A 25,046-nucleotide genomic window follows, 5' to 3' on the forward strand; every position below is an offset into this window, starting at 1 on the left:
GCTGTACGATGGATTTGATTTATTGGATGCCTCACAAGGAACAGCCGTTCAGGGTGATGAAGCAGTCGAGTTTGTCGATCCAGTCGTTCAAGACGCCCGGTTGTCTTGGTCTCAGCGCGTCGAAGCCGATGCGGCTGAATTTGAAGTTCGAGGTAGCCGTTCGCGGCAACGAGATGAGCGGCAGCGCAAAAGCCGGAATGCTCCCGGCTTCAAAAGTTTCAAGCGTGCGCGCTGTGAGTCCAGGTCGAAAGTCAGGTGCTTTTTAATATCTCAAGCCATTGCTCGATTTGACGAGTCGTGTAGCGGACATGCTTGTTATCCCGGGTCAATCTGCTCGTCATAATGCCTCCTTCTATCGATGAAAAAATGAAGGAGGCTGTCGCTTCGGTGTCCATATCTGACCGGAATTCTCGAGCAGCAACCCCTTGCTGAAGAACACCTTGAATAAGCGCAAGCATCTGTCCGTGAGCCGCCAAAGCATAATCGCGAAGCACAGGGAAGGAGTGATCGCTCTCGACAGCCGTATTGAGGAAAGGACAGCCTCCCTTCATCGGAGGGTTGTGCACGGTATCGCTATACACATCGCACATGGCTACGATTTTTTCGGTTGCCGTCTGACAGTTCTCCATCGCTGCGGAAAAATGACGCCAAAGCACTTCCCCCGCATATTTGAACGCTTCTATGGCAATGTCGTCCTTGCTGGGGAAGCTTCGGTACAGCCCGCCTTTGGTCAGTCCCGTGGCATCCATAATATCCTGCATCGTCGTTGCGGCATATCCCTTTTGGTTGAACAGCTCCGCCGACTTCATAATGATATGAATTCTGGTTTGTTCTCCTTTGCGCATGGCGACAATCCTTTCGTAGATCATCCGTTGTCTGGGATGTATGACTTATCTGCTATAAATCATAGCACAAAATAACCGTTGGAGTGAGGTAAGATGAATGTCGAGAACGAAGCTGCCATATTTTTTCATGCTCGTAGTGATGACCGTGTTTATCGTCTATGTCATGTATACGAATTACATACGCGATCCGCAAGCAGTTGACTTTTTGAGTCACAAGCTAAATCTCAAGCGCCCCATCCAGCTTCCCGTTTGGTTAAGCGTAATGAAGGTTCATCTGGCATTCGCCTCCTTGGCGATGGTTTCGGGGGCGGCTAATTTTTCAAGCACGGTATACAGAAACCACCGGACGTTTCACAAATTTAACGGCTATGCGTATTTGATATCGGTCGTCATTGTCATAGTGTCTTCCGGTTATATGGCCCCGTATGCGACAGGAGGGAAGCCTGTAAGTATAGCATTCAACCTGTTAAATATCGTTTGGCTGTGCTTGACGGCTGCAGCAATCGTGAAAATTAAAAAGAAGCAGATCCATCATCACCGCAAATGGATGGTTCGCAGCTATGCGTTCTGCTTCACCAATATGTTTATCCATATGCTCACGGCTGCTTTCCATGAGGGAATGGGGTTGTCGTATTCAACAAGCTATATGGCCGGCGTATATGGTTCTATTGTGCTTCTCTTTATGTTGGCAGAGGTCGTCAATCGAACGATATATAGAAATCCGCCGGTGCTCAATCGAATTGAAAAAGAGTAAGCGGTTGGCGGAACTATCGTGATTTTCATGCTGCTTCCGGTTCAAAGTAATTTTATGTACAGTCAGGCGTCTATGGTAAAGCAGCCCTTGGAGGAAGCAAGCAAATGGCGTCCCAAGGACTGCATGCAGGGGAAAATTAAACAAGGTGAGTCCGTTTATTCCTCGGGCTGTCCGGATGCTTTGCGCAATTGGTTGGCCAACCGGTGAAAATCATCTCTTGCCTCCTGGGAGGCGGATGCTTCATACGAGGCTTTCAAAAAGCCGATCATTTTATTGGCATCTTCCGCGTTGATCATGAAGGGGGCTAGCTCCTCGGCTGGCTCCTCGTGTACCTCGGCTGCGGTTATGTCGTACTGTTCCAAATTCCAATCTTCCATGATACGAATCAATTTGGAAGCATATCCAGGGTCCGTCGCATATCCAGCCTGCTGCAGCGAATAGGCTGCACCTTGGGCGTCTTTTTCCTTGCACCGGTCGAAAAAACCGGCTTTCGTGTAACGGCTGTTTTCGATTAAAAACTGCGAATGGTCCATGACGCTGCCAGTCCAATCATCGTACACGCGAAATCCATTCACGACGCGAATCCAGCGACCGTTGATGAATTCCTGCGTCGTCTGCAGCTGTCCGGAGCCTTTGATGCCGAACAGGTTGTTGCCGGGAGCGTAGGCTCCCCAGCCGCTTTCAAGCGCGCCTTGCGCTATCGTGATGCTGGCGAGAATCCCGGTGCGATGCATTTCGGCAACCGCAAGCGGGGCTATCGCTTCGATAAAAGATTTTGGGAGCAAGGTTACAGATCCCCTTTCTTTTTAGGTGTAGGAGGGTGGATCGACTTGGCTTGAAGATGCCCTGCTGCCGCAGCTACTAAAAAAGCATTCGCAAAAGTAATCCCGTATAAGCGCCAATCCGAACCGTCAGCGCCGGCGGCCAATTGTGAGGCCAGCAGCACAACGTATGCGACCATGCATGCAAAGATGTCGGTTGGCAGCCGCAACCATCGCTCTACCGTTATTTTCGTATATTGGACGATGAAAAACGTCAACAAAGAAGCTCCCCCCATTGCGGAGAGAGCCTCCCATGTAAAAAATTGTCCATCCATCCAGTGTCACAACCCTTTCCATAACAATCCGATGGCCCCGACGATTAAAGCCGCAATGGTGGTGCGCCAGAGCCATGTTTGATTTTCTTCAAGCTGGTCTAACCGTTTATGTGCAGCTTTCGTAGATTGCAACGCCTCATAAGCCGTGTCTCTGGCTGAAACCATGGCGTCCAGTTTGGTTTCTACTCTGGTCAAACGCTGCAGGATTTCACCTGTATCGTCATCACGTGGCATATGGTTTTCCCCCTCTGATAGTTAGAATAAAGTACATACACAATCACCACCTTTAAATATCCATAATAGTCAAAACAGCGTCCTTAGTAGCTTGTATACCTGTTTATTGGATCTATTTCCTTTTTAGGAAGGATAGACGGCATATGAGCTATAGCGGTTCCTTTGGAAAATGCTTCCACAAACCTAGCCGACTATACTACCAGCTGTTATGGTAACTTGAATGTGATGTTACAACCATCGCCATTTGACGCAATTTTTATAACTTCAATTAAATTCCTCCCTAATAGGTTTGTCTCCAGATGCCGTCAACATTAACCCAAGCATTAATGGCCTGCCTCCAAGTGCCGTCCATCTTTACCCATTTTCCGGGAGTCATCTTCCAAGCACCATCAACGTTAACCCATTCATGATATTGATACAGGATTAGTTCCGCAGCTCCTAGCCCGCTGTTTCTTTCAACCCAGCAATCAAATGTACCGTCTGCAGTCGCAATGAAATCCTTCGAAGGGTTATCTGAGCCTGTTCCGTTTCCAATATTCGCGCGGTATACCTCCATACCATTATAGTTAGCGCGGCAAACCCCACCATTTTGGAAACTCCCGCCACTAAAAAAACGATACTTTCCCCTCATTGCCCCAGTATATTGTTTGTAGTCGGTTAGAGCAGAGGCACCGCCACTAACACTTGCATATAAAATCTGTCTTTGTGCCATAGCGAATCCCCCTTATATATATTGGACCCATATGTCACCGTTTTGCCCACCGCTAGGGCCTGCTGTTGAAATGATTGTATTTCTAACTACACGCGAACCGTAAGAGGAGCTTGCAGGTGCGGTATTATCTACTCCGCCATGCCAAACTCTATACGCACTGTAATATAAATGACCGTCATTAGCCAGACTGAAGCCTTTTCCTGTTATAACATTGTACATAATGACATCGTTATTATCGCTCATACCAATATATCCAAGTCTCGCTCCAGCAGCGTTATAAAAATCAATTAGTTTATAATCGTTTCCCTTCATAACAATCCATTTGTTGTTATCCATGGTTATAGTTCCTGTAAACGTGTCTCCTGCTTTGTTTGCTGGAGTATACCCGCCTGCCCATTCTTCTCCCCAAGGGTGCCATGCTGTAGTTTCCCCGCGTCTTGTGTACGTTTTGCCAGTAGATAGCCCGTAAGCTCTTTGAAAAGTCAATCCAGCACTGTCATCCGTCCATGGCCTGTTGGTTTCCAATAATACCCAGTACTCGGCAGCTAATCCGATCACGCTGCCAGATTTAAATTCGCTGTATCTTCCAATCGTATATTGATTAGGCGCTGCATTGATGTTGCGTGTATCGACAATCTGGAAAATATCAGCGCCTAATTTCCCACTGCCATCCCTATAAGGTATTTGATTAGCGCCAAGTCCTAATGTTTTTCCAGCCAGTAAATCAGCATCAAGCCCGCTACCTACACCATCGTTGCCTTCATGCCATACTTTTAAGTTGTTATTCCCGACAAATAGATTTCCAGTTGTTAGGTCGAACCTCATGCGGGATGTAACCACGTTATCACTTTTACGTGTTCCCTCCAGCCAAAATCCATTACCATCATTGATAATTTTAAATTTATGCGTTTGGTTGGTATTGTCCATTTCAAAAATGGGGTAGTTATTCCGCATAGTCAAGTTCCCCGTCATTGCCTCGCTGCCATCTTTCGGTAGCGCGCCATTGACACGCCCGCTTATCGCATCCACATCTTGCTTACGCGCGATATGACTTGCTGCGGTTGGCGCGCCAACGCTCGCTTGACTGTTCGCATCTCGCTGTATGAGCGTATTAGCCGTCGCAGCAGCAGTAGAACCATGGACGCCTGCAGTTGCATTCATATGCGTATTCGCCGCTTCCAATGTTGTTGCGGGGGGCGTAGACCAATTACTTTTACCGGTCACCGATTTGACCATATGAGCCAACCAGGAAAACAAGCTTGTCGGCGACCCTGAATTTCCGGCAGGCACCTTGGTATCGTCGACAGTACGGTTCCCGATCGCTGCATCCGTGGCCGCTCCCTCGGCAAGGCCGCTGCTGTCAATCTTTTCCGCATCGCCGTCTTCTCCGCTGTGTCGATGGCTTTGCAGTTCCTTCAGTGCTTCGTATGTGCGATTTTGTGACCAGTTGAGCCAATCCGCCGGAGGCTTTTCTCCCGGCTTCCAGCCCTCGGTTTTCTTCGATGCCGAAGGCTCGACGCCAGGTGAGCGCCATTCGGGAAGTTCCTTTTTAAATGCCATATGGTTCAAGCTCCTTTCTTAAATAGGCAAATCGATGTTTTTGGCAGGTGTAAATACAGTACCTAACAGCCCGCCGCTCGTTTGATCCACATCGGCAAATCCGATCTCCGCGTCCATTTCCGGCACCTCGCCACTGGCGAAGGCGAAGGTACCCTGCAGTTCAACCGCATCGACAAGTACGCCTGCGGGCACGGTCTTTTGCAAAATCCGGGCAAATTGGCGGATATCGATTTCGGAAGCGCTAAGCCGGCTAAGCGGAAGGCGTATCAAAGAGATCGCTGCCGGCTCCGGGGCTATCGGATGGGTAAACTTTTCTTTAATCTCAATCTCCGAATAATCGGCACTAACGGCGATCGCCAAAACCTGAATAACCGTGTTGATATCGCCGGTCGAAAAATTGCGGGCAATCTTGGATTTAATTAAAACCCGATAAACCTCGTCGGTAGCCGCTCCGCGCGGCTGCACCACATTTTGTCCGATGTTATCCAAAGTTGCGCCGCGCGCCAGATCGATATCCCGCCAAAGCAGCATCGTTTCCAGCGTTTGGTCGAGGTCGTTCAACTGGCCGCTTAAGATGGACAGCAGCTTTCCGATGTTGCTCTGCGGGCGTTTCGTATAATGATCGGTCAATGTTTTTAACATGTCGCGGACATTAAGCATGACTGGTCACCTCAATGTCGCTGTGCTGAATCTGGGCAACTTTATTGCTGGGGATTTCAACATTGCCGGCTCTGAACTCGTCCTCAACGGCAATTTGAACGTCGATATCCTCGACGCCGGGAACTTTGTAAATGGCGCTGATCAGCTTGGTGTAGATGACGTCGTCTCCCATACCTAAACCGCTGTAAAGCGAGCCATCCGCATCCTGACCGCCAATATAGCGGATAATGGCCGTTCGTACCTGAGCGTCGCCGTCGGTCGGATACTGCTCGTTTTTGGTCAGATCTATGTTCAGCTTCAACCGAATCTCTTCGGCATAACTGAATTTGATCACATGAGGCGTACCCGACAGGTCCTGAACGGTGCGGGAAACGTCCCCATAGGTTTCGATCCCGACGGCTTTCGTTTCCAAAATCGCCCGAGCGATATCGTCGGCATCGCCTCCCAGCAAATACGCCTGAAAGCTTTTGCCCGGCCGGCCATCGGCATCCGTAACCAGCGATATGTTTTCAATAACCGTTGCCGCCCTGACGCCGGGTGTGCGCAGCAAAGCGCTGCGGATCGAGTCCAATGTTGCTGCGCCGCCGCCCGACACCGAGAGCTGAAAACGTTCGCGGAATTCGGCGTCAGTTTCTTTTTCCCGGCCTCCGAGGGTGGGTGATGCATTCATTACGGCAGATACATTTGGATTTGGATTCACGATTTCAGAAATCATTCCGGCGGCGACATTGCCGCGCACTCCGGCGCTCGTAGCCCGCACGCCTACATTCCCGCGCCCATTTTCATCCAGCGTTACCGGAATAATGGTTGCAAAATAAACCCCGGTCCGGGCTCGGACTGAAAATCCGGCGGCAACGGTGTATCCGGGAGTACCTGTAATGGTGACTAAACCGGTCGAAAATTGCTCCGGTATGCGCGAAATTCCTACATAAGGGCCAAGCCGGTCCTGTTGGACCCCCTGGGCGGTATTGATGTAGGCCGAATAATACACATCCTCGGCTTTTTCCCAAGGCTTGCTCAGAAACCAGGCAAAAATCCGCAGAATAATGCCGAGAGGCGACCGCTCGGACGTATTAACGGTTTCTCCGTAAACCTCGCGCGCCTTGGCCTCCATCTCGGTAATCAGATCGGCATACCGTTTGCGCTTAAAGCCTTTTTCATCCAACATGCCGGGTCACCTCGCTTTCAATGGTTGCGCCGTCTTTGGCGGTGGCGGTAAAATGGACCTTCATCGCCCGGTTCGGCAGGTCATAGTCAAAGTGAATCGTATCCACCGTCTGGATGCGCGTCTCCTGAAACAATCCTTGCCGAATTTGCTCGCGCATTTCCTCTTCATTCCATTGCTTGCCCTCAAAAGCGCGAAATTTGATGCCAAGCTCAGGCTGCATAAACCATTCCCCTTTATTGGTACCGAGTGCGCTTTTTACACATTGGGCAAGCTCGTCCGCTCCATCTATCATCTGCAGTTCTCCGTGTTCCAGAACCAGATCGCCGTCTACAAGCTTAAAAGACTGCATGGCATCACCCCCACAATGACCGCGTCATTTTTGCTGTGCGTTCGTTTACTAAGCGGAGTTGCGACTTGTCCTGAAAGTGTATTTCGGATTTCCTTGTCGGCGCAAACCGCCAGCGCGATGTCTCCGGGCTGTAAATTCGGAACGTGAATTTGCTCATGCTCCTTCACTGTAATCGTCCGCTCCGTTTCTTGATCGATGACCGTTTGTTCATGCTCTTTGACGATGTATTTGTGCCCGAGAACGGGAACGTTCTGGATCAAAGCGGGCTCTTTGTCCGTTGTCCGAAGCAGAGGCTGGATAACGGCTGTACCGCTCTCGGCATGGAAAGAAACGATTCTGCAGGAAAAGCATACATACAAATCATCCAATGCCTTTGCCAGCATCCCTGCAACAAATGAATTTAAAGTGCCCGCCGCATCGACTGTGCTCATGGATAAATCCCCTCCATTTCCGTAACGAAATCGGAGCTTGTCATTTTGTGGGAGCCTTTGCGGATATGGAGCGTCGCTTCTTTTTGACGAGAAAGCAGGCGGATGACAGAAGCGGTCGTAATCCGGTGCTGCAGCTGAGATTTCAGTTTCATGCCGCTGAAACTCTCCTCTTTAAAGGGCTCGGGCCGACCGATCAAGCCGGTATCCTGTGAGAGCTCGATGACATCGTCCGCGCCGTGCCGTAGATTTCGGATATACAGCTGCCCTTTGTTGATGTAGGCGCTTGTTCCGCAGTCAGCCGCGATTTTTTTGATAATGTCCGTGACATCTCCGCTGGCCGTGTATCCGCCGTCATATTGGACATCCTGATTCAAATAAAACTGGGCGAGCGGAAGCCCGAGCTGGCCGGCCATTTCTTGTAAAATAAAGCTGGCCCGCGTGCCCTCGGCATAGGCGACATCCTCCAGCTTGCGGCTGGACAGATCGTCGGAGTCGAGCACATGGATCGTCGTTTCTTTGTCTACGCCGTTCCAGGCGGTTTTGACCTCCGAAATATATCCGTGCAAAATCATCCCGGTATCGCCCTCATATCCGGCGTTGATCAGCAGTGTCTGATTCAGTTCGATTTTTGCCAAGGTGGAGTCGGACAAATTATATATTTTGATCTCGCTCTCGTTCGGTAGCAAATCGTTGTCGAAAGGCACTGTAAATTCGATCGTAAAATCTTTGCTGGAAAAAGACTTCGTACCGGTCTGGATTTCAGCTACGCGTCCGAAGTTGTTCATGCTCATACATCACCATCCACAAAAAGAAATACCGTTTCGTCGAGCGTCTGCCAGTTCACGACTTGATCTTGTCCCGACTCATCGAGCGGGGTAATGGTAACGGCGGGAAATCTGCGGTCGGCGACATCCCGAAAAAGTGGCACGCCATACACCAATTTTTCTCCATATACGAGCGGCTCTTTGTTCCGGTACAGATCGATTGTGAAAAAATCCGCCCCGGTATTATAGTTTACTTCCATTTCATACAGCACATCGGCCAAGGGGATTTCGAACCGGTACGGAATTTTCTCCTTAGTGATATTTACCAGCTGCGTCGACAAATACGCTCTCCTCCTCGGGTTTTGGTTTTTGGGCAGGCTGTTTTCGGCCTACGTGAATAACAGGAGCGGCTTGTGCCCGGACGAACGGAGGCAGCGTTTCGAGATAGGAGCTTTTGGCCACTCTCACTTCCTTCAACGTCGCGCTGAAGGACAAGCCGTTGGCAACCTGATGGTTATGCGTGCTTTGGAAGCTGGTAATAATTCCGACAAAATAGTTGCGTCCGATATACTCTATGATAGAACCCGCCTGGTGCAGGTTTAAAATGTTTTGACGGATCTGTGCAGCGTCGTCCCCAACGATGAAACCACTGATGCTCATGGTTTTCGCCTTGGCCCTAACATGATCCATAATGTCGATACCGTCTTCGATCGGCTGCTCGGTAACATCGATTTCGTGTGACGGCTCTTCCGACTCGACTGTGATATAGTTATCGTTTATAGTTGCCATCGTCTACACCCTCGCTATTCCTTGTCTTCGCGATGCGCTTTCGAACACATCCTGAATCGCCAGCTTTACCCGATCCGCGATATCCTGAGCTGCTGTCGGACTGTCGCCGTTCATGGTGATGTTGATGACCGGATTGAACGATGCGTTGGAGCCGGCAGCATTGGCTGCCGGTGTGGCAACGGGAGGAGCCTGCGGCGCCGAAGATTTGGGAGCCGAAAGCGGCGGTGCGGTATAGTTCGGCACAGGAGTTGGGGCAGTAGCGGCTGGCATAGCTATATTGCCGCCCAAAATATTGCTGCTCTGCGCAGGTCCAGCGCTGCCAAAAGCGGCTGCGTTTGGCGGAAGGGCTGAGCTTAGCGAAGATGCAGGCGCAGCCGTGACAGCGGGCGAGTTGGTAATCGGTTGTGTGGAACCGGCGCTTGCATTTGGAACCAGAAAAGAGCCTCGTGAAGAAGAATGCGTGATTGTAGCAGCGGGCGAATTGGTTGCACTCTGGGTCACTGCTTGTTGAGGCTGCGATGCGGCCCCTGTGCTGCTATTGGAGGTAGACTGGATACCAAAAAACTTTTTTACGGAATCGGGAAGAATATCCAAAAACCCTTTCCACAAACTGGATAACCAATTCATTATATTGCCCCAATTTTTAACGACCAGAATGATGCCGGCAATAACCGCCGCCAAAGCAAGCCCAATCGCAATAAACGGCAGTAACGGTGTAATTGCGGCCCACCCTGCAACTGCCATGGCCCATAGAGATGGAACAAGTCCGGCAAATATGCCGACAGCCAACCCGATTAATGCGGGTCCCAGGACATCGATATGCACCATAAAGAAAGCGATCCCATCGGCGACAGCATTTAAGGTGCTCAGCAAAACGTCCCCCAGCACACTAGCGAAGCTTGTAATGTAAGGCATTGCGCTACTGAGGCCTTCCTTCAATAAGTTAACGATTTTCTCAATACCTGGAAAAGCCTTTTCTACGATGCTCATTAATTGTTGGCCCAATGGGGCGAGGGCCATGCTGATATTATTTTTCAGGGTACCATACTTGTCGCTAATAGTTTCTGTTGCTGCCGATGTCTGATCAATAATTCCGGCAGAGTTACTGGACATTTCCTGCAGCAGCGATCCTAATTCCAGGCGTCCTTCACGGATAGCAGCAGCCATGGCCGGTCCCGATGCTTCGCCGAATGCCTCTATTCCAAGCTTGGTAGCATCTGCGGTTGATCCGGCTTGTTTTATTTTATTGATAGCAATCGTAAGTGCTTGATTCGTATCTTTTACACCGACCTTCGACATGTTGCCGAGAGCGTTCGTGAATGATCCCAATACCATGTCTGCATCCAGCCCTTGCTTGGTCCATTGACCAACAAGCGCAGCAGAAGTATCAAAGTCAAAGCCAAGCTCCCGCATCGGTCCGCCGAATTTAGTCAGCTTATCCGCTAAAGAGTTGACACCGATACCAGTTTGTTGCGATAAATAAAACATTTTATCAAACATCTGTCCGCCTTGATCGGCGCTAATGGACCAGCTTTGCATAGCTCCCATAAGCGAGGACGACATGGTGGAAGAACTTACTCCGGTTAACGAACCGAGGTCCATTATTTTTTTCGCCATATCTTCCAGACTTGGTCCGGTAGCTCCTGTCTTCTGATGAACGTCCGCGATAACCGTGGCAACCGAATCTAAACTGTCAGGTACAGAGGCGCCGACATTCGCATAGGTGGACATGAGGCCTTCCAGCTGTGCGCCTGTCGCTCCGGTCCCCGAACGAATAATATTCATTGATTTTTGCGCTTGTTCGGCTGCGCCCCAGCTTGCTTTTCCAACAGCGATCAATGAGGAAGAAACACCTGAAATGACTGCACTTGTAACGCCAGAAAGTTTTTTTCCTAGCTCCATAAATTTTGTGGTTGTTTGATTTGTACTGTCCGCCGCATCCTTCGCCGCGGCTTCCGTAACTTTGACGAACTGGATCACCTGCTGGTTTATTGTATTGAAATTGTTTTTGATATACGTATTTGACATGTCAAATACTTCCGTCAAATTATTGGTGATATTCGTCAAATTTTGATTAATATTGTTCGTTATATTTTTTGTCAGATTGTTGGTTTGTGCTATGCTGTTCGTTATATTATTGGTCAGACTGTTCGTGGTAGCTATATTGTTAGTCAGAGCTGTGACATTGTTGGTGATATTCGCCACAAGATCATCACCGCCTTCCCATAAATAAAGAAGCGCCCGCTAGGAGCGCCTCTTCGATTTTTCCATATCGGCTTCCATCATTTCGATGTAGATATCGAGCGCGGCGTTGGCCTCGGCCAAGTCGTCCTGGTCCATCTGGTTCAGCTCGCTGTACGTGATGCTCATATCGCTCAGCAGCAGCCGCCACATGGCCCAGTTTTTCTCGGCCCGCCTGCGCGCCTCAATTCTGGTGATCGGCATCCGCCGGTTCCTCGTCTTCGCCTTCAAGGAAGCGGAAGGAGGCCGCGATGACGTCGTTAAATTCTTTTTTGTCGCCGCCGAACGAATCCCATGACAGCTTGGGCTCGACGATGACACTTTTCATCATTTCCTCAGCGAGCTTTTCCTCCGACGGAATGCCGAATTTATTTTTGATGCGATCGCTGATTTGTGCGGCGGCGCGGACGCCGGGGAACTGGAAAGTGTACTGTTTTCCGCTGCGGGAGGTGTATTGTTTTTGCTTAAAATTGCTCATGCCGAGTCACTCCTATTCCATTTTGAGATCCAAAGCCTGGAATTCATATTCGCGGTCTTCGGCTTCCTTGCCGTATTTGCGATCCGCCGGTTTTTTCAAGAAAGCTTCGGTGACCGAGGTGGTCTCCTTCGGATCATTGGCGGAGATGATGCTGACCGGTACCATTCGGCCGCTGTTTGCCAGCCTGTCCAGGTAGGCAAGCTGAGGGCTGGTTTGCTGCAAAGTAATTTTGATCGTGCCCAAAGCGTTGTTGATTTTCGTAAGCACGGTATCGCCCTGAGCGCCAACCTTCGTTTCGTAGCTGTTCTCATCCTTGGCGATTTCGACCATGCTTTCCCCAAGCCCGGTAATATAGATACCGTCGACGGTGATAGTTACGTTTTTCGGATCATAAGTTCTTGTAGACATCCTGAATTCCTCCTTAAATTTTAGTAACGGATAACGCCGTGAATGCGGGCTGTGTGTACAGCGCCGGCCAGCTCGAAATAGAAGGAGCCGTCATTATACGTGCGCGCGGCGCGATCGGCCGGATCGACTTCATCGCGGGATTTGAAGGTCGTACCGTATAAGCCGATCCCGTCCGAGTCGCTGGCGATAATGCCCTGGTTGTGCGCCCGCTGCAGTACGGTTCTGACGGTGCTTTCGATCTGGGCGATGCCTGCAGCCGTGTAAGGGATTTTCGGCGATCCGTTCAGCAGCTTTTGCACGCTGTATTCGATGGAATATTTCATGTAATCTTTGGCGTGAACAATATCGATATATTCATCGCCGACAACCTTGCCTTCCGTCGTAACGTTGTCACCGGCCTTGGTTACATACGTGTTGGCGCCAAGATCGTGAATTTCCAGCAGCTCCGTCGCCGAAAGCTCCAGCGGAGCGATGCCGTTCAGCTGTTTGAATTTCCATGTTACGCTGCCGACCGGAGCCGACCCTGCCGCGCCAACCCATGCGGCCTCCGGATAGCTTGCCAGATCCGAGTGGTAGAGTACGGCCGTACGGGTGTATTTTTTCGCTTTCAGTGCGGTCAAGTCCGCTTTGGTGGAGGAACGTGTAAAAAACTGGCGCGAGCCGTCCGACTCGACCGCATCGGCGATTGCCAGCACATCCGTGTTGGCGGCAGACGTACAGATCAGGAAATACCATTCTTTACCGAGGTCCTGCTCCAGCCGTTCGACGAACGTTTCTTCATTTTCGCCTTCAGTGGAGTTGCGGCAGGCAATGGCGATGGAGGCGGGAGCCAGATCGCCTTGGGCAAAAATCGCGCTGGCCGCTTTGTATTCCTGTGTTGTATCCGCAAAGTCTGCTTGCACGCCGGACAAATCGGCATATTCTTTATAGGTGGAACCGCCTGCTTTTTCCCCGAGAATCAAAACTTTGCCGAAGCCCAACCTTCCGGACGGTCTTTGCAGGTCGATGACGACCGATACATCTTTCATTGAAGTAGCCAATGTAATTCCTCCCTATTTCCAATTTATAAGTTCGATGGTAGGTTGCTGCATATCAATGATGCTAGTGGTTCGGAACGTGACTTCAAAGCCATGCCGCCGTTCCCATGCGCTGCCGATCTGCACATCCCGATTTTGAATGTCGCCGGCCGTGACGACGACCGTGTTCGCATTTCGCTTCAGCTCGCCGTATCCAAAGATGCGAAACCAGTCGTGCAGTCGGATCGCATTGGTCAAGCTTGCCGCGGGCCGATCCGAGCAGGAAAGAAAGGTCATGCGGAAGGACGGCTGCTCTGTGTAGCGTTCGATAACTTCATCCGGGGTCGAAGAGGGGATGACCGTTACCGAAACCGGCTTGTCCGGGAACAGCACAGGTCCGGAAAAGCCGTACTTGATGAAAGGATAGGCGGCGGGCGTTTCTTCAACATCCGTTTCAACAACCGGCATATTCAAGTGACTGTACAGTCCGGCGGCAATAACGGAACGGACCTGCTCCAAATCGATCATGGGGAACACCGCCCTGCCGGGAGCCTGTTATGTTTCATCGCGGTTTATCGCTCCTTTCCTCCCGTCTTCATGGCGGTCTGCCATCTTAAGCCATCCGACAGGACATTGATTTATGCTGCAGCTTGAAGTAAAATAGGAACAAATGTTCCCATTCGCTTTCACTATTAAGTGGCAATCGTAAGGGATCAAGGAGCTAGCTGCAGTTTATCGCCCTGCCGTAACGGACGGGACTCTCTTCAAGCCTTGCAGCTTGTCCGGCCGGAGCTTACTCTGAGCCGTTTGCACATAGTATTGTACCGTGCCTTTTTTCAGCTGGAGCAGCGAGGCAATCTCCTGCAGCGAGTAGCACATGCCGTGATGAAGCTCGAAGCACTCGCGTTCCCTTGGACTCAGGAGCGACAAGGCAAGCTCCAGCCGGACTCGCTGCTCCCCCGTAAGCGGGTTGGGGCGGGTTGGGCAGCTTTGCTGCTCGAGATACGTTTGCATCTGCTGCGGGTCCATCAGCTTCTCGCGTTGGCAAGCGGATCTTCGCTCGATCCCGCGACGGTTAGCCGGGCAGCGGCCGGTTTTCATCCATTCAATCGCATATTGAACGTCGGACATCATGCCGGAGATCAGCTCTTTATCGCCGGGAGCGGCGGCGGTCTGTGCCTGATGCAGCATCCGATAGGTCAGACGATAAGATAGAAGCAGCTCGGATAACCCGATCTGGCGGGTGGGTGCAGTAGGTAAATGGTTCATCAGTTCACTCTCCTATACCTTTTGGTAATATATCGGTGCTATGGATCTGTCTAATTTAGAATAGTGGACGATACGGTCTGTAAATGTTTGCCAATTGCGTTACCTTGTGGTAAAGATATTACCTAAATAGTACCAAATGGTAAAGTCGGAAAATAGGCCGAATCCGACGCGTTTGGATAGGAAAACGGTCCGTGTGACCGTCGCGTAACGTTTTTTCTCCGTATATCTTTACCTTTTGGATAAAGTTGTGTATATTTATTACCAAGAGGTAACGAGAGGGCAGGGATCGATCATGATAAGCGAAACAGAGTTCGGATTCTATCTCAAACAGGCTCGGGAGCGAAAAGGGTTCAGCGTCAACCAGCTGGCTCTTGAGTCCGGCATCAGCAATGCGCAAATATCGCGGATTGAAAACGGGCTCCGAAGAGCGCCCAAGCCGGAGACGATTCGCAAGCTGGCGGAAGCATTACACATACCGTACGAGGAAATGATGGAGAAGGCGGGCCATATGCCCGACGAGCGCAGGCAGGAGATTCCGCCATGGGCCACCTCCAAGGATAAGCGGGATTTCAAAAAAATGCTTGAAGAAGACGGGGAAATTATGTTTGACGGCATTCCGATCAATGACGTTGATAAACAACGGATCATGCATGTGTTGACCGGTTTTTTCTGGGAAGCGAAGCAGATGAACAAACGGAAAAAACCGAACGATCCGGACGGCGACAAGGTGTGAGCGAAGTCGAAGCTAGAGCCAAATCCGAATCCAAGACCGATAACGAAAGCGGGAACCGGGAAAAGAAAAATAAACCGAAGCCAGCCGACACGGCAGCATTATTAAAAATGAGCCGGGTGATGACCATGGAAGAGATCGTATCCAAGCTTGTAAAACGGCATAAAACGAATTGCCCGTTCACGATTGCCCGCACATTGGGAATCCATATTCAGTTTCATGATTTAGGCACGAATACGAGAGGGGTGTATTACAGGAAGCTGCGGAGACGGCTGATCGTCATTCATAACCAGCTTTCTGCGGAATGGCAGCGGTTTGTATGCGCGCATGAGCTCGGGCATGACCGGCTTCACAGGGGGATGAGCCGGTTTTTTCTGGAGGAGCATTCCTATTTCAACCCGGGCAAATTTGAGCGGCAGGCCAATCTTTTTGCCGTCAAGCTGCTTACCTCGTTTGACGAAGCCCAATCGGGCGAGACGTCGGAGCAGATTTGTGCGCGCAACGGAATCCCGGTGGAGATGCACCAATTTTATTGAGTGCGAAAGTATAAGTACGCATACTTTGCTTCGCACAACCTTGATCAACGCGCTCGTCCCTTTAAGGACGGCGAAGCCGATTATCCTTGGCAGACCAGACGAAGCCGCAGCATAAAAAGCCTCCCGTTCCACTCATGAATCCATACGAGTGGAACAGGGGGCATGCTTTGTCTATACCTTAAAATGCGCGAGCTGGTCGAGCAGCTCTTGAACCATCGCGCTAAGCGCTGCGGAGGAGGAGGATATTTCCTCCATGGAAGCCAGCTGCTCCTCGGATGCAGCGGCTACATTTTGCGAATTGCCGGCAGCATCCTGGGCAATTTGCGCCAATTGTTCGACCGTCGCGGAAACCTCCTCGCAGCTGGCGGACATTTGCTCGGCTGCGGCCGAAACCTCTTGAATTTGCATATTCACGTTGGCCATTTCCTTCGTGATGGCGGCAAATCGCACGCCGCTTTCCGATACCGTCTGCGCGCCTTTCTCCACTTCGCTTGCGCCACGTTCCATGGCGTCAACCGCTTTGACCGTATCCTCGCGCATGCTGCCGATCAAATCGGCAACCTGCTCGGCTGCGATACGGGATTGCTCGGCCAGCTTGCGGACCTCGGCGGCTACTACCGCGAAGCCTTTGCCGTGCTCGCCGACGCGCGCCGCTTCAATGCCCGCATTCAGGGCAAGCAGATTGGTCTGCGTACTGATCCCGGTAATCAGCGTAATAATGTTGCCGATCGCCTCCGAACGGTGACCTAATTGCCGGATCGCCTCATGGGATTGGCCGACGGTGGCGCGGACGACATTCATCTGCTCGACCGCGTCCTGGATCTGCTTGTTGCCTTCTTCGGTTTGCAGCGTAACGTCTTTGGCGGATTCGGTGACGCTCATTGTCGATTCGGCAATACGCTGTACGCCGACGGCCATTTCCGTCATCGCTTTGGCGGTATCGTTGGCATTGTGCTCCTGGGTTTCAGCGCCGGCTGCCACCTGCTGCACGGCCTCCGTAATCGTTTCCGCCGCCTTGCCCGTCTGCTCGGCGCTCGCCGTCAGCTGCTGGGAAGTGGCCCCGACCGACATGGAAATGTCCGATACGAGCTGGAGCATGGTTCTAAGCTTGGCAATCATGTTGTTGAAATAAACCGCCATCACGCCGAATTCGTCTTTGCTCGGTTTGAATTCCAGCGACCTCGTAAAATCGCCCTCGGCCAGCCGCTGAAGCAGAGCCGTTACCGCCTGAATGCGGCCCACAATAACGACGCGGATAATGACTGCCAGCAGTACGGCAATGATCAGCAGCGCCGAGACAGCAATAGCAATTGAGGACTTCATGCTGGTCAAATAAGTTTGCAGGACGCGATCCTCCGGCACGACGGTTTCGACATACCAGGTTTCGTCGGCGCCTCTAAGGTCAAGCGGCTCGATAATCCGAAGCACCTGGTCTCCGGCTGAATTTTTCGAGTAAAAAGTCGTTTTTCCTTCTTTCATCTGGCCCCAGGCCGCTTGTTTGTCCGGATTATCCACATAAGGCTTGGAGATGCTCTCCTTGCTGTTTCCGTGAGCTACATAAGTACCTTCGTCGGAAATGATGGTCACATAACCGCCCAATGGCTTCTCGGCCGCAGCTTTTTCCTGAAGCGATTCAAGGGACAGATCCACGCCCACAATGCCAAGGAATCCGCCCTGATTGTCCAGAATGGGATAAACCAGCGAGGTCATAAGCACATCGTGACCGCCGACCTTGTACAAATATGGTGGGAGAAGCGTGGTTTTCTTCGTCCGCTTGGGCAGCTGATAATAGTTGCCGGCACCTTCCTGCTCATAATTTAAGAGAGGCTCGATATTGATTTTGCCGTTGCTCCGGACAATGTAAGGAATGAACCGGCCGGTTGCATCGTCGTATGGCTTTTTGCTGACGTTGGCCTTATCGTTATTATCAAAAGCATTAGGCTCCCACAGCGTATAGATGGCCAACATGTTGGACTGTGCTTCCAGCTGATGCTGCAGGAGTTGTATAATGTCTTCCCGGCTCAGCTTTTTTTGCGCTCTCGCGTCCAAAATAACTTGGGTTAAAACTTCGATTCGTGTTTGCAGGTCGTACAATTCATCTTGAAACGCTCCTGAAAAATGCTGTCCTTCCTTATGAGCTTCCATTTCTCCTTCAGCCAGACTTACCTTGTAAAGCTGGCCTAAATTGATGTAAATGAGCCCGGAAAATACAAGCAGCAAAACCAAGCCGACGGTAATCGTGAGCTTTAAGGATAACTTAAGATGACGGAACCAGGCCATGTGAGCGGCATCCCCTTTATGATCAGTATGCAGATAATATCGACATGGTTCGACATTTTATTTATATCGCTTTGATGAAATAGCAAAATAATTCGAAAGCGGATGGGTATTTTCTATATACCGCGATGATCGGTTAAAAAAGAAAGCCCTGCAGGCTTGTCCGACACATAAAGCGTCGGCGTAAGCACTGAGGGCTTGGGCCAAAATGGAATCGTTCCTGTCAATCGAAAATTAGTTGTCGGTCATCAGTTCTTCGTACTGCTCGTCCGACAAAATCCGTTTAGCGGTTATGTACGTTTTCACATAATAAGCTTCGCTGAGCTTATTTACGGATATGCCTTTATTCGTAGCGGAATGATAAAACTTTCCGTCTCCGACATAAACGCCTACATGAGAAATGCCGCTTCCGTCTTTGTTTACCGGGCCATCCGTGTCGAAAAACACCAGATCGCCGGGGCGAAGCTCGTCTTGAGACACTGTTGTACCGATCGCTGCCTGTGATTTGGACTGATGCGGCAGGTCGATACCGAATTTCGCAAACACGAAGGAAGTGTAGCCGGAGCAATCGAAGCCTTTTTTAGTGGTGCCGCCAGTTTTGTAGGGCGATCCCATGCCGTCGTTGACAGCTTGGCTCAAAGGCGTTTCGGCAAAGGCGCTTCCAACCTGAATGCTGAAAAACAGAGCTAAAGACGTGACAATACCAAAAAACTTCTTCAAAAAAATATTCCCCTTCCGGTGCCTACGAGGTTAGCTTGAGGGTTCGGTTGAAGGTTCCCTATGATCACTATGAAGCGAGATCAATTCACCCAAGATTGGATCCCCCGTTTTCCGTTTGGAGCGGAAATTCGGCAAATTGTATTATTTTTTTGCTCTGGATACAAAATTCGAGTAAAATCGAAAAATTCCTCCCCAATTCACAAAATGTTCACAAATTAATGAGAAAATGTTGAAACCTTTTTCGAATGGGGAAAAACGGAAATCGTTGCAGCGGTGCGGTTTCCAGCTGTTGGAAGCAATTTGGGTGTGCTATGTGGGTTGTATCGCAAGCTTTGCTAATTTCGACATGAATTTCAAAATATTGACATTTGTTGGAATATGAAGGGAATAAAAAAGTTGAGGAAGGAGGGGGAGCAACGTCAAAAAGGCTTAAGCTGCCAAGAAGCGGCAAACTTAAGCCTTATGCTGTGAGGTTAATGATTAGCTTGCATTATCCGATTACGACTTTATCGGGTTAAGACCCCCGCCTCTAGGGTGGGCCTTGAATCAGGTGGGGTAGAGTCCCCATCTGATTCCCCGATGTTCAGCAAAGCTGAACGAGTTCACTCACTCTTGGCGTTCCATAAAGCATACTGGGAAGTGATCGCCCACAGTTCACAAAACATATGCACGAGACGGTAAGCCTGCACGAGGAGTAAAGCGGCAAAGCCGGCCCACAGCATCGCCGAGGTCATGACAGCTGCGGATAAGACGGATGTCAGCAGCAGGATGGAGCCGGCCAGCAGCATGATCGGCAGCATGTTCCGCAGCAGAATCAGGAGTGAACGGGACGATGAGGTGCCGTTCAATTTGCCGAACTGCACATACATGAACACCGTCTGCAGCACAAACACATACAGCAAATACCCGGCGATTAATGGCAGTACATGCCAGCTCAGCGACGTCAGAGTCACATGCTTGCCGTAGCTTGCGACAAGTCTCGGCACCAGTTCGTAAAGAGGGGCGAGGCTGAGCAGCATTTGCAGAGCATACAGGCCGAGAAAGGGCAAGCCCAGCTTGCGGATGCCTTGTACGAACCGATAGCCCGCGTTCAATTCTGTATGCTCGATCGAGTAGTAGACGCCTGCATTCAACAGTGGACTGAACAGCATTCGTGTCGCAAGCAGAGCAACTCCCCACCATAAATAGGAATAGATGAGATCGGTTTTCATAAGCTGAAACTGCGCCTCGATCCAGAAGAGCTGCACCGAGGCCCGGCTCAGCTCATGGCCCGGATAACGGTGGAGCAGGGGGACGACGACCGAGCGGATCAGATTATACAGGGCAAGTCCCCAGACCAGATTGTAAACAAACAGCGTGCATACGGCAAAAGGCTGATGCCATGCCATCGTCCAGCCGTATTTCATCATTTTCCACATCGCTTGCACCCCCTTACCATGCGACCCAGCCGAACAGGGTCTCCATGAATTTGACAACGCCCAAATTCCAGCGAATGGCGAGCTTCGGATCAATGTTCGTTTTCATAAAGCTGTTGATTCGCTTATTTTCCAGAATGATCGTATGCTGCGGATCGATGGCGACCCAGTCGAGCTGGGCGGGATAATTTAATTTAAAGCGCACGTCGCTGTCCTGACCGTCCCAAACTTTGTCGATCTGAGTGCCGTCGGCAAAATGGAAGCGGATGGGGATATTGTGGTACGTGCCGTCCCGTTTTTGCACATGCACGGTATTTTCGTAGACCGGCTGTCCGTCGGCAACTATTTTTTTGGTTTGTATACCGGTTACCGCATAATCCACCATTTGTCCGCCGTATACGTACTGCTTGAAAAACGGCTCCCAGCTAGTTTGCGTCGTATCCTCGAGCACCTTTTGGAAATCGGCGGTGGCCGGATGCTTGAACTTCCATCTTTGGAAATAGTTGCGCATCACGCGATCCATCATGTCGCGGCCGATTTGCGACTCGATCGATTTCAGAACGAGCTTGGCCCGCGTATACACATTTTCGGCATACCGGCTGTGGCTGCTGTAACTCCATGAGTTGAGCTTGAGCGCCTCGGGATGGGTAATATAGCTGGCCTCGACGGTCAAATTCGGTTTCACGCCGTATTCGAGCTCCATCAGCTTATCTTCCGCATACGAAGTGAACCCTTCGTCCAGCCAGGCTTCCTCGAATTCATTGCTTGCCACCATGCCATACCAAAATTGATGACCGATCTCATGCACGATAACGCGTTCCAGTTCCAGATCGGGCTGCTCATTGGCAGCGCCCCAGCCGGTGATCAGCGTCGGATATTCCATACCTCCGGCCCCGTTGCCGTTTTCCGGCGGAACGACGATCGACAGCGTGGAGTAAGGGTAGCTTCCGTACCATTGGGAATAGCGTGCGAGCGCTTTTTTGGCGGCTGTCATGTAGCGGTTTTTCAAATGCTCGTGCTTCGGGTCCAGATACAGCTTGATTCGGACGCCGGGCAGCTGCTGTGTCGCATACGGCTCTTCATAATAAATGAAATGAGGCGATGCGGACCAGGCGAAATCGTGCACGTCATCGGAATAAAAGGCGTATGTTTTTGTCTTGCCGTCATCGGCGGGAGGCTTGATCGGGAAGCCTGTGGCGGCCACGGTATAGCTGGACGGAACCTTGATGCGTACGTCATATATGCCGAAGTCCGCATAAAACTCCGAGTTGCCGTGGTATTGATGCAGATTCCAGCCTTCATCCGTGCGCCCCCGTACGCCGGCCGGCTCGTACACCGCAATTTTAGGGAACCATTGCCCTGCCATGACAAAGTCGCCGGCATAGCCCATCCTGGCAAAGACAGCCGGGAGCTTGACCGTAAAAACGGTATTAATCGTCGTTTTCTCGCCGGGATTGACCGGTTTGGGCAAGGTCACCTTTACGAGCGTGCGATCGTCCTTGTTGCCGTCGTCCGGCTGCACATATTCCATTCGGGAAATGAGTTCCTCGCCTTCCTCCGTTTTCATGCTGGTCACATCCATATTGCCCACACTATCGGAGGTGCTTTTATCTTCCCGGAGCTTGCCTCCGGATTCTTTCATAAAGGTCGTTTTCTTGGAGTTAAACGCATTCGGGTACAAATGAAAGTACAGCTCTTGCACAGGCAGCTTTCCCGGGTTTTTCCAGGTTAGCGAGGAGGTGCCTGTCAGCAGCTTTCCGGGAGCATCCAGTTCCACATTCATATGGTACTCCACGATTCGGTTGCTGAGCGGCTTGGGAGCGGGCTTCTCCGCAGGTTTGGCCGGCAGACTTGGCGGCGCGGGCGGTGCGCTAGGCTCGTTGATTCGCGCAGTAACGGCCCGTGCTTCCGGACGCAGACCGAGCGACGAGCCGTCGGCTTGGGACAAATCGAGCTGGTATTGCGAGAAGTTGGGAACTCCGTGCGGCGTGATGGATGCCAAGTCGGCGGGCTTCACCAGCATGGGGCCGAGAGGGCCGCTGTCCATTTGCAGGGCGGAAAGGGAGGCGGGAGCGGGAGCGGGCAGTTCCTCATAACCGGTTGGCAGCAGGGCTTGGCTTACCCAAGAGGCTCCACAGGCCAGTACAATAAGTAAACTCCATTGTGCAGTTCGATTGCCGAGTCGTTTTTTCATCTCATTTTCACCCCGTTGACAAGCATCTACAGCATGTATATGTTTGCAAATCGAGGATTATTAGCTAAAATAATAAAGAGCGGAAAAACTTTATTTCAATAAATTGGATGGTGCCATCGATGGATATAAATCGTAATGAACCGGCGGAAAAGCCGAAGAAGCTGAGCTCGCTGAATATTGTCAGCGGTAAAGTCGAGCACCGCGGCTTCGGAGCGGGATCGATTGATTTGAGCCAGCTGTCGAGCGTTATTATCGACGAAGGCGAGGCCTACCTCGATATGGGAGCGCTTCATGCCAAGAGCAAGGTGGAGAAGGGGATCAAATTTTCGGTCAATAAAGAGGACGTGCCGAACGGGCGCGCCTGCTGGATCGTTTGGGTGGCGGCCGACCGCGGCGAGGACGGCATGTATTACGCGGGCGTAACGTCATGCGAGATGCTGGTGGATAGCGAGGCAAGACGTGGGTGGAAAATATTGGCAGATCATGTAAACCGGATGGATCATGCTCTCAAGCGGCGTATCTTGGTCGATAATTTAGGCGAGCAGGAGAAAGCCGCGCTTAAAAAGCTGCTCACGGAGTATAATCTAGAGATGTGGGAACGCTCCAGCGACGCTTTGAAAGAAGCGTTGGCGTAGCTCCGACGGCGTATGCCAAATAAATATGGAGATTATGTGACGCTCATTGTGCTTTTCCTTGAACTGGATGTATACTAATGCCTAGTATATGCGACATATACTAGGACAGCAAAGAGGCAGACCCCGGTCTGCCTCTTTGTGTTGGACGCTGAATAGCATGTATATGAAGCCTGTATTTATACTTGGCTTTACTTGCGGCTGCGATCGGCGGTCAGCCTGCCGTCGCCGGTTATGGGGATCGGTTCCCCGAGATATGTCGGCTTCGGCCGCAGAACATGCAAATACATAAAATCTTTATTCCTCGCCAACACCTCGCGCGTTTGGTTATAGGCCATTTTGGTGTAGGCTTGTTTGTCCGAAGCGACTCCATAAGCATCCAAGCCGAGTTGTCTTGCTGCATAAACGGCCCGCATCAAGTGATACTGCTGGGTGACGATGATAATTTTACGGGCTTGAAAAATATCTCTCGCCCGGTACATGCTCTCATATGTGCTAAATCCGGCATGATCCATAAAAATACGCTCCGGCTTCACATTCCGCGCTTCAAGAAATGTCCGCATCGCATTCACTTCATCGTATGAGACTTGACCGTGGTCGCCGCTCACAATAAAGGTGTCCGATTTGCCGGATTGCTCCAGCTCCAACGCGACCTGCAGCCGGTCGCCGAGTATCGGCGACACGTTCCCGTCCGGATACACCCGTGCCCCCAGAACGAGAATCGCATCGGCCTGCGGCGCGTCCCCCGGGCTGACGATATAGTTCGAGGCCTGCGTCCGGACATGGGCGTCTATGCCGAAGACGAGCGCGATCGGGATAATAAGCAGGAGGATTAGTGCGCGCCGCTTCCGTTTAATAAATTTCATGGTTAACAAGCTCTCCCCGTCTAATATAAAAGCATGCGCCGCCATGAGCAGGCTTCGGTCATGCTTACTTTAATGAACGCGGCTGGTCGCCGGGAAGTTGCAGTCTCGCACTTTTGTAGAAAAATTAATGGCCTGCAGCCCATTCGTTGATCAGACCGGGCATGAGAGCGCGAAGACGATAGTAAGCTAGACGAGACGGAGCAGTCGGGAACGCAGCGGCTCCGGCAGCGGTTCGGATAACAGCCGCTGCACAGCGTCGCGGTCGGCTCCGCTGCGCTCCAGATAGGAAAGCAATAATTCGGCTTTCGTCTCGCGGCCCATGAGCGTATAAGCGGCGGCCCACACCTCCGGGCTTCCCATCCGGATGCCAAGCCAGTCCGTCGAAACAAATGCCGGCAACCGGCAAATGCCCGTGCCGCTGTGGATAGCGAATTGCCCGATCACATCGATGGGCAGCCGCTCGTCGGCTATCGTTAGTCTGTAGCTGCTGGCAAACGGGTAATCGCCGCATGGCGAAGCGGCCCATGGCAAGCCGCACAGAACGGCGGCGACCTGCTCGTAAGGGGCGTCCGTCGTCACATCCCAGTCGTGCACCTGTTCGGACAAGCCCAGGCTGTACAGCAGCCCGCTGCCGCCGGAGGCATAGCCGATACCGGCCTCATCCAACCGCCGGGCAAGCAGCCGAACAGATTCCAACTCCAGCTTTAAAGTCATATCGTTCACCTCCATGCTTGAATCAGCTTCATTTAAAAGTCCGGTGAATAGCGCCTGCGGTGCAGGCAGATCGTTCTTCCATTATTTCAGAAGTATACCATTAGTCCAAAAGCTATGAAATGGAATCCGACGCGACCGCTGTTTTATTTTAATGTAAAAAAGGGCTATCCCGCAGCTTTCAGGCTGAC

General features: G+C 51.2%; 31 protein-coding genes and 1 riboswitch. Of the genes, 5 read left to right on the forward strand and 26 right to left on the reverse strand.

Annotated elements, in window-relative coordinates; translation table 11 throughout:
* Positions 1-8 precede the first annotated feature (8 nt).
* Complete coding sequence (locus E1757_RS30605; RefSeq protein ID WP_133235454.1) at positions 9-266, forward strand: hypothetical protein; 258 nt, start codon at positions 9-11, stop codon at positions 264-266.
* On the opposite strand, the gene E1757_RS30610 is transcribed toward E1757_RS30605, so the two are convergent.
* On the reverse strand, positions 252-845 hold the full coding sequence (locus E1757_RS30610) for a TetR/AcrR family transcriptional regulator (protein ID WP_133235456.1): 594 nt from the start codon (positions 843-845) through the stop codon (positions 252-254). The genes E1757_RS30605 and E1757_RS30610 overlap by 15 nt on opposite strands.
* A 97-nt stretch (positions 846-942) precedes the next feature.
* Between E1757_RS30610 and E1757_RS30615 the strand changes: the two genes are divergently transcribed.
* Positions 943-1,599: a DUF2306 domain-containing protein gene (locus tag E1757_RS30615; protein WP_133235458.1), complete on the forward strand. Its 657-nt coding sequence runs from the start codon at positions 943-945 to the stop codon at positions 1,597-1,599.
* Positions 1,600-1,754: 155 nt separating this feature from the next.
* Here the strand turns inward: E1757_RS30615 and E1757_RS30620 are convergent, their stop codons facing one another.
* The 19 genes from E1757_RS30620 to E1757_RS30710 all read right to left on the reverse strand — a co-directional run bounded on the left by E1757_RS30620 (position 1,755) and on the right by E1757_RS30710 (position 14,774).
* The gene (locus E1757_RS30620) at positions 1,755-2,384 is read right to left on the reverse strand and encodes a glycoside hydrolase family 73 protein (RefSeq protein WP_133235460.1); all 630 of its coding nucleotides are present in this window, start codon (positions 2,382-2,384) and stop codon (positions 1,755-1,757) included.
* A gap of 2 nt (positions 2,385-2,386) precedes the next feature.
* Positions 2,387-2,656: a hypothetical protein gene (locus E1757_RS30625; protein ID WP_246079656.1), complete on the reverse strand. Its 270-nt coding sequence runs from the start codon at positions 2,654-2,656 to the stop codon at positions 2,387-2,389.
* Between the two features lie 45 nt (positions 2,657-2,701).
* Complete coding sequence (locus E1757_RS30630) at positions 2,702-2,929, reverse strand: hemolysin XhlA family protein (RefSeq protein ID WP_133235464.1); 228 nt, start codon at positions 2,927-2,929, stop codon at positions 2,702-2,704.
* A 280-nt stretch (positions 2,930-3,209) separates the two neighbouring features.
* Complete coding sequence (locus E1757_RS30635; protein ID WP_133235466.1) at positions 3,210-3,641, reverse strand: hypothetical protein; 432 nt, start codon at positions 3,639-3,641, stop codon at positions 3,210-3,212.
* A 12-nt stretch (positions 3,642-3,653) separates the two neighbouring features.
* A complete protein-coding gene (locus E1757_RS30640; protein WP_133235468.1) occupies positions 3,654-5,201 on the reverse strand; it encodes a hypothetical protein in 1,548 nt (515 codons plus the stop codon).
* 18 nt (positions 5,202-5,219) lie between these two features.
* The gene (locus E1757_RS30645; RefSeq protein WP_133235470.1) at positions 5,220-5,861 is read right to left on the reverse strand and encodes a hypothetical protein; all 642 of its coding nucleotides are present in this window, start codon (positions 5,859-5,861) and stop codon (positions 5,220-5,222) included.
* The gene (locus E1757_RS30650) at positions 5,854-7,029 is read right to left on the reverse strand and encodes a baseplate J/gp47 family protein (RefSeq protein ID WP_133235472.1); all 1,176 of its coding nucleotides are present in this window, start codon (positions 7,027-7,029) and stop codon (positions 5,854-5,856) included. The genes E1757_RS30645 and E1757_RS30650 overlap by 8 nt, the downstream gene beginning before the upstream one ends.
* The gene (locus E1757_RS30655) at positions 7,019-7,378 is read right to left on the reverse strand and encodes a contractile injection system sheath initiator (RefSeq protein ID WP_133235474.1); all 360 of its coding nucleotides are present in this window, start codon (positions 7,376-7,378) and stop codon (positions 7,019-7,021) included. Before E1757_RS30655 ends, E1757_RS30650 begins: the two co-directional genes overlap by 11 nt.
* Positions 7,357-7,809 carry a hypothetical protein gene (locus E1757_RS30660; protein WP_133235476.1) on the reverse strand — a complete coding sequence of 151 codons (453 nt, stop codon included), beginning with the start codon at positions 7,807-7,809 and terminating at the stop codon, positions 7,357-7,359. Before E1757_RS30660 ends, E1757_RS30655 begins: the two co-directional genes overlap by 22 nt.
* Positions 7,806-8,600: a phage protein gene (locus tag E1757_RS30665; protein ID WP_246079657.1), complete on the reverse strand. Its 795-nt coding sequence runs from the start codon at positions 8,598-8,600 to the stop codon at positions 7,806-7,808. The genes E1757_RS30660 and E1757_RS30665 overlap by 4 nt, the downstream gene beginning before the upstream one ends.
* Positions 8,597-8,914 carry a phage baseplate plug family protein gene (locus E1757_RS30670; protein WP_133235478.1) on the reverse strand — a complete coding sequence of 106 codons (318 nt, stop codon included), beginning with the start codon at positions 8,912-8,914 and terminating at the stop codon, positions 8,597-8,599. Before E1757_RS30670 ends, E1757_RS30665 begins: the two co-directional genes overlap by 4 nt.
* Positions 8,886-9,362, reverse strand: coding sequence for a phage baseplate protein (locus tag E1757_RS30675; RefSeq protein WP_133235480.1), 477 nt, complete (start codon positions 9,360-9,362; stop codon positions 8,886-8,888). The genes E1757_RS30670 and E1757_RS30675 overlap by 29 nt, the downstream gene beginning before the upstream one ends.
* Positions 9,363-9,365: 3 nt before the next feature.
* Positions 9,366-11,567, reverse strand: a complete 2,202-nt coding sequence (locus E1757_RS30680) for a phage tail tape measure protein (RefSeq protein WP_133235482.1) — start codon at positions 11,565-11,567, stop codon at positions 9,366-9,368.
* Positions 11,568-11,606: 39 nt separating this feature from the next.
* On the reverse strand, positions 11,607-11,807 hold the full coding sequence (locus E1757_RS30685) for a hypothetical protein (RefSeq protein ID WP_133235484.1): 201 nt from the start codon (positions 11,805-11,807) through the stop codon (positions 11,607-11,609).
* Positions 11,788-12,081 carry a ubiquitin family protein gene (locus tag E1757_RS30690; RefSeq protein WP_133235486.1) on the reverse strand — a complete coding sequence of 98 codons (294 nt, stop codon included), beginning with the start codon at positions 12,079-12,081 and terminating at the stop codon, positions 11,788-11,790. Before E1757_RS30690 ends, E1757_RS30685 begins: the two co-directional genes overlap by 20 nt.
* Positions 12,082-12,093: 12 nt before the next feature.
* Positions 12,094-12,489: a phage structural protein gene (locus E1757_RS30695; RefSeq protein ID WP_133235488.1), complete on the reverse strand. Its 396-nt coding sequence runs from the start codon at positions 12,487-12,489 to the stop codon at positions 12,094-12,096.
* A gap of 20 nt (positions 12,490-12,509) precedes the next feature.
* Positions 12,510-13,529, reverse strand: coding sequence for a DUF3383 family protein (locus E1757_RS30700; protein ID WP_342774616.1), 1,020 nt, complete (start codon positions 13,527-13,529; stop codon positions 12,510-12,512).
* Between the two features lie 12 nt (positions 13,530-13,541).
* Positions 13,542-14,033, reverse strand: a complete 492-nt coding sequence (locus E1757_RS30705; RefSeq protein WP_133235490.1) for a phage neck terminator protein — start codon at positions 14,031-14,033, stop codon at positions 13,542-13,544.
* Positions 14,034-14,237: 204 nt separating this feature from the next.
* Positions 14,238-14,774: a sigma-70 family RNA polymerase sigma factor gene (locus tag E1757_RS30710; RefSeq protein WP_133235492.1), complete on the reverse strand. Its 537-nt coding sequence runs from the start codon at positions 14,772-14,774 to the stop codon at positions 14,238-14,240.
* Between the two features lie 295 nt (positions 14,775-15,069).
* On the opposite strand from E1757_RS30710, the gene E1757_RS30715 reads away from it, so the two are divergent.
* Together E1757_RS30715 and E1757_RS30720 are read left to right on the forward strand one after the other, a co-directional pair.
* Positions 15,070-15,507 carry a helix-turn-helix domain-containing protein gene (locus E1757_RS30715; protein WP_281282559.1) on the forward strand — a complete coding sequence of 146 codons (438 nt, stop codon included), beginning with the start codon at positions 15,070-15,072 and terminating at the stop codon, positions 15,505-15,507.
* A 125-nt stretch (positions 15,508-15,632) separates the two neighbouring features.
* Positions 15,633-16,040 carry an ImmA/IrrE family metallo-endopeptidase gene (locus tag E1757_RS30720; protein WP_133235564.1) on the forward strand — a complete coding sequence of 136 codons (408 nt, stop codon included), beginning with the start codon at positions 15,633-15,635 and terminating at the stop codon, positions 16,038-16,040.
* Positions 16,041-16,211: 171 nt separating this feature from the next.
* On the opposite strand, the gene E1757_RS30725 is transcribed toward E1757_RS30720, so the two are convergent.
* The 4 genes from E1757_RS30725 to E1757_RS30740 form a co-directional block, all read right to left on the reverse strand.
* Complete coding sequence (locus E1757_RS30725) at positions 16,212-18,320, reverse strand: methyl-accepting chemotaxis protein (RefSeq protein WP_133235496.1); 2,109 nt, start codon at positions 18,318-18,320, stop codon at positions 16,212-16,214.
* A 231-nt stretch (positions 18,321-18,551) separates the two neighbouring features.
* A complete protein-coding gene (locus E1757_RS30730; protein ID WP_133235498.1) occupies positions 18,552-19,037 on the reverse strand; it encodes a C40 family peptidase in 486 nt (161 codons plus the stop codon).
* A 4-nt stretch (positions 19,038-19,041) separates the two neighbouring features.
* Positions 19,042-19,181: riboswitch (cyclic di-AMP (ydaO/yuaA leader) on the reverse strand.
* 458 nt (positions 19,182-19,639) lie between these two features.
* Complete coding sequence (locus E1757_RS30735; protein WP_133235500.1) at positions 19,640-20,455, reverse strand: hypothetical protein; 816 nt, start codon at positions 20,453-20,455, stop codon at positions 19,640-19,642.
* Positions 20,456-20,468: 13 nt separating this feature from the next.
* Positions 20,469-22,646: a M1 family metallopeptidase gene (locus E1757_RS30740; RefSeq protein ID WP_133235502.1), complete on the reverse strand. Its 2,178-nt coding sequence runs from the start codon at positions 22,644-22,646 to the stop codon at positions 20,469-20,471.
* Positions 22,647-22,765: 119 nt separating this feature from the next.
* On the opposite strand from E1757_RS30740, the gene E1757_RS30745 reads away from it, so the two are divergent.
* Complete coding sequence (locus tag E1757_RS30745) at positions 22,766-23,281, forward strand: YwhD family protein (protein ID WP_133235504.1); 516 nt, start codon at positions 22,766-22,768, stop codon at positions 23,279-23,281.
* A 188-nt stretch (positions 23,282-23,469) separates the two neighbouring features.
* Here E1757_RS30745 and E1757_RS30750 read toward each other — a convergent pair whose 3' ends face one another.
* Entirely contained in the window at positions 23,470-24,144 is a 675-nt protein-coding gene (locus E1757_RS30750; protein WP_133235506.1) for a SanA/YdcF family protein, read from the reverse strand.
* A gap of 186 nt (positions 24,145-24,330) precedes the next feature.
* Entirely contained in the window at positions 24,331-24,858 is a 528-nt protein-coding gene (locus E1757_RS30755; RefSeq protein WP_133235508.1) for a hypothetical protein, read from the reverse strand.
* Positions 24,859-25,046 lie beyond the last annotated feature (188 nt).

Source organism: Paenibacillus piri, assembly GCF_004354045.1.
GTDB classification, from domain to species: Bacteria; Bacillota; Bacilli; order Paenibacillales; family NBRC-103111; genus Paenibacillus_S; species Paenibacillus_S piri.

Coding starts and splice junctions, on each gene's coding strand:
- E1757_RS30605 (WP_133235454.1), top strand. CDS start 9: ATGGATTTGATTTATTGGATGCCTCACAAGGAACAGCCGTTCAGGGTG.
- E1757_RS30610 (WP_133235456.1), bottom strand. CDS start 845: ATGCGCAAAGGAGAACAAACCAGAATTCATATCATTATGAAGTCGGCG.
- E1757_RS30615 (WP_133235458.1), top strand. CDS start 943: ATGTCGAGAACGAAGCTGCCATATTTTTTCATGCTCGTAGTGATGACC.
- E1757_RS30625 (WP_246079656.1), bottom strand. CDS start 2,656: ATGGGGGGAGCTTCTTTGTTGACGTTTTTCATCGTCCAATATACGAAA.
- E1757_RS30630 (WP_133235464.1), bottom strand. CDS start 2,929: ATGCCACGTGATGACGATACAGGTGAAATCCTGCAGCGTTTGACCAGA.
- E1757_RS30635 (WP_133235466.1), bottom strand. CDS start 3,641: ATGGCACAAAGACAGATTTTATATGCAAGTGTTAGTGGCGGTGCCTCT.
- E1757_RS30640 (WP_133235468.1), bottom strand. CDS start 5,201: ATGGCATTTAAAAAGGAACTTCCCGAATGGCGCTCACCTGGCGTCGAG.
- E1757_RS30645 (WP_133235470.1), bottom strand. CDS start 5,861: ATGCTTAATGTCCGCGACATGTTAAAAACATTGACCGATCATTATACG.
- E1757_RS30650 (WP_133235472.1), bottom strand. CDS start 7,029: ATGTTGGATGAAAAAGGCTTTAAGCGCAAACGGTATGCCGATCTGATT.
- E1757_RS30655 (WP_133235474.1), bottom strand. CDS start 7,378: ATGCAGTCTTTTAAGCTTGTAGACGGCGATCTGGTTCTGGAACACGGA.
- E1757_RS30660 (WP_133235476.1), bottom strand. CDS start 7,809: ATGAGCACAGTCGATGCGGCGGGCACTTTAAATTCATTTGTTGCAGGG.
- E1757_RS30665 (WP_246079657.1), bottom strand. CDS start 8,600: ATGAGCATGAACAACTTCGGACGCGTAGCTGAAATCCAGACCGGTACG.
- E1757_RS30675 (WP_133235480.1), bottom strand. CDS start 9,362: ATGGCAACTATAAACGATAACTATATCACAGTCGAGTCGGAAGAGCCG.
- E1757_RS30685 (WP_133235484.1), bottom strand. CDS start 11,807: ATGCCGATCACCAGAATTGAGGCGCGCAGGCGGGCCGAGAAAAACTGG.
- E1757_RS30690 (WP_133235486.1), bottom strand. CDS start 12,081: ATGAGCAATTTTAAGCAAAAACAATACACCTCCCGCAGCGGAAAACAG.
- E1757_RS30695 (WP_133235488.1), bottom strand. CDS start 12,489: ATGTCTACAAGAACTTATGATCCGAAAAACGTAACTATCACCGTCGAC.
- E1757_RS30705 (WP_133235490.1), bottom strand. CDS start 14,033: ATGATCGATTTGGAGCAGGTCCGTTCCGTTATTGCCGCCGGACTGTAC.
- E1757_RS30710 (WP_133235492.1), bottom strand. CDS start 14,774: ATGAACCATTTACCTACTGCACCCACCCGCCAGATCGGGTTATCCGAG.
- E1757_RS30720 (WP_133235564.1), top strand. CDS start 15,633: ATGGAAGAGATCGTATCCAAGCTTGTAAAACGGCATAAAACGAATTGC.
- E1757_RS30725 (WP_133235496.1), bottom strand. CDS start 18,320: ATGGCCTGGTTCCGTCATCTTAAGTTATCCTTAAAGCTCACGATTACC.
- E1757_RS30735 (WP_133235500.1), bottom strand. CDS start 20,455: ATGTGGAAAATGATGAAATACGGCTGGACGATGGCATGGCATCAGCCT.
- E1757_RS30740 (WP_133235502.1), bottom strand. CDS start 22,646: ATGAAAAAACGACTCGGCAATCGAACTGCACAATGGAGTTTACTTATT.
- E1757_RS30745 (WP_133235504.1), top strand. CDS start 22,766: ATGGATATAAATCGTAATGAACCGGCGGAAAAGCCGAAGAAGCTGAGC.
- E1757_RS30750 (WP_133235506.1), bottom strand. CDS start 24,144: ATGAAATTTATTAAACGGAAGCGGCGCGCACTAATCCTCCTGCTTATT.
- E1757_RS30755 (WP_133235508.1), bottom strand. CDS start 24,858: ATGACTTTAAAGCTGGAGTTGGAATCTGTTCGGCTGCTTGCCCGGCGG.